The 2,694-nt window shown below is 33.9% G+C and carries 3 protein-coding genes; all 3 read left to right on the forward strand.

What is annotated here, in order from left to right; all coding sequences use genetic code 11:
* The first annotated feature begins 135 nt into the window (after positions 1 to 135).
* The 3 genes from nrfD to ACTG3V_RS15315 are packed head-to-tail and all read left to right on the forward strand — an operon-like array spanning position 136 to position 2,688.
* Positions 136 to 1,602, forward strand: coding sequence for an NrfD/PsrC family molybdoenzyme membrane anchor subunit (nrfD, locus tag ACTG3V_RS15305; RefSeq protein WP_439133042.1), 1,467 nt, complete (start codon positions 136 to 138; stop codon positions 1,600 to 1,602).
* A gap of 2 nt (positions 1,603 to 1,604) precedes the next feature.
* Positions 1,605 to 2,132 carry a DUF3341 domain-containing protein gene (locus ACTG3V_RS15310; RefSeq protein ID WP_439133043.1) on the forward strand — a complete coding sequence of 176 codons (528 nt, stop codon included), beginning with the start codon at positions 1,605 to 1,607 and terminating at the stop codon, positions 2,130 to 2,132.
* A 10-nt stretch (positions 2,133 to 2,142) separates the two neighbouring features.
* The gene (locus ACTG3V_RS15315) at positions 2,143 to 2,688 is read left to right on the forward strand and encodes a c-type cytochrome (RefSeq protein ID WP_439133044.1); all 546 of its coding nucleotides are present in this window, start codon (positions 2,143 to 2,145) and stop codon (positions 2,686 to 2,688) included.
* Positions 2,689 to 2,694: the final 6 nt, after the last annotated feature.

The following is a 2,694-nucleotide window of genomic DNA, read 5'->3' on the forward strand; positions in this document are numbered from 1 at the left end:
ATCAAGTAGCTGCGTTAGCAGAAGATAAAAGAGCTTACAATGTATTAGATTACTTACAGACAAAACCAAACGTAATCTATCAAGTAAAAATAAAGAATACAAACGAAGCGTAATTAAAATTTAAGATATAAAAATATGTCTCATTACGAAGCACCCATAAGGGAACCTTTAGTATTAGGTGATAAAAGTTACCACGATATTACCGAAGACATTGCAAAACCTATAGAAGGTAAGGCAAATAAGAATTGGTATATGGCATTTTACATTTCTTTAGCAGCAATGCTTTGGGGATTTGGATGTATCTTTTATACAGTTGGAACTGGTATTGGAGTTTGGGGTCTAAGCAAAAACATTGGTTGGGCTTGGGATATCACAAACTTTGTTTGGTGGGTAGGTATTGGTCATGCAGGAACATTAATTTCTGCAGTACTTTTATTATTCCGTCAAAAATGGAGAATGGCCATAAACCGTTCCGCAGAAGCAATGACAATTTTCGCCGTTTTTCAAGCAGGATTGTTTCCAATCATTCACATGGGGCGTCCTTGGAATGGATATTGGGTATTACCAATACCAAATCAATTTGGATCATTGTGGGTAAACTTTAACTCGCCATTATTATGGGATGTTTTTGCAATCTCTACCTATTTATCTGTATCATTAGTTTTTTGGTGGACAGGTTTATTACCAGATTTTGCAATGATAAGAGATAGAGCTGTTAAACCATTCCAAAAGAAAATATATGCCTTATTAAGTTTTGGTTGGTCTGGTAGAGCTAAAGATTGGCAACGTTTTGAAGAGGTATCTCTGGTTTTAGCAGGTTTAGCAACTCCATTAGTACTTTCTGTACATACTATTGTATCTATGGACTTTGCTACATCTATCAACCCAGGATGGCACTCAACAATTTTCCCACCTTATTTCGTTGCTGGAGCAATCTTTTCAGGGTTCGCGATGGTACAAACCTTATTAGGTATTATGAGAAAGGTGACAAACATGGAAGAATATATTACACGTTTACATGTGGAATATATGAACATTGTAATCATTTTAACAGGTGGTATTGTAGCTGTAGCTTATGCAACAGAGTTTTTTATTGCATGGTACACAGGTTCACCTTATGAAAATTACACATATCTATCTGTAGGTGCTGCAACAGGACCTTATGCTTGGGCATTTTATTCATTATTATTCTTTAACATTTTAACACCACAGTTATTATGGTTTAAGAAAATTAGAAGAAGTTTTATTTGGTCATTTATTATTTCAATATTTATCAATATTGGAATGTGGTTTGAGCGTTTTGATATTATCGCAATTGTATTAAGTAAAGGTCACTTACCATCAACTTGGTGGCGTTTTGAACCAACATTTGTAGACGTTGGTATCTTTATAGGAACAATAGGATTTTTCTTTGTGTTATTCCTATTATATGCAAGAACATTCCCTGTTATCGCGCAAGCAGAAGTAAAAACAATATTAAAATCTTCAGGTGAATTTTACAAGAAGAGAAGAGAACAAGGTATACCTACTAAGCCAGCTATTACAATTGTAAATGATGCTGTTGCTAAAGAAGGTAAATCAGATAAAAAAGATAAAGAATAATTATGGAATCATCAAAAGTTATTCACGCGTTTTATAATGATGATGAGATTCTGATGGATGCAGTAAAAGCTGTAAAAGCAGAACGTCATCATATTGAAGAAGTATTTTGTCCATTTCCTGTTCATGGTCTAGACAAAGCAATGGGTTTAGCTCCTACTAAGTTAGCGATTACGGCTTTCTTCTATGGAATTACAGGTTTGTCTGTTGCTATTTGGATGACAAATTACATGATGATTCAAGATTGGCCACAAGATATTGGAGGTAAACCAAGTTTCTCTTGGCTAGAGAATATGCCAGCATTTGTGCCAATTATGTTCGAATTAACTGTGTTTTTTGCAGCGCACTTAATGGTAATTACTTTTTATATGAGAAGTAGAATATGGCCATTTAAAAAAGCTGAGAATCCAGATCCAAGAACTACAGATGATCATTTTTTGATGGAAATACCTGTAAATAATAATGCAGACGAATTAACTGCATTATTAACTAAAACAGGAGCTGTAGAAATAAATATTGTAGATAAGCACTAATCAATAGATAATGAAAAGTTTAAAATTCCTTATTGCTTTAACCGTTCTTACAAGTGTCATAGCTTGTAGTGATAAAAGAAGAACGCCCAGAGTAGAATATATGCCAGATATGTATGTATCTATTCCTTATGATGCAGATGATGCTGAAGGTCTTAATGGTGATCCTGTAAATAGTAAACCAGTGGCTGGAACTATACCAAGGGGTGGATATCCTGCTTATGATATTCCAAATACTCCAGAAGGTTATGAAAAAGCAAGAGCAGAATTAGTAAATCCACTAGAAGCATCTGAAGAGAATATGGCTAATGGAAAAGCGATGTATGAGATTTATTGTATTTCATGTCATGGTAAAAAAGGTGATGGAAATGGGTACTTATCACAAGCTGAAAAATTTGAAGGAATACCGAGTTATAAAGATAGAGATATAAATGCAGGAACCATCTACCACGTTATAATGCATGGGAAAAATTTAATGGGTTCTCATTCATCTCAATTAACTTATAACGAACGTTGGCAAATAATTCATTACGTACAAAAATTACGTTCAGAATTATAAAATCAT

It is taken from the genome of Polaribacter sp. (genome assembly GCF_965660385.1).
Taxonomy (GTDB): domain Bacteria; phylum Bacteroidota; class Bacteroidia; order Flavobacteriales; family Flavobacteriaceae; genus Polaribacter.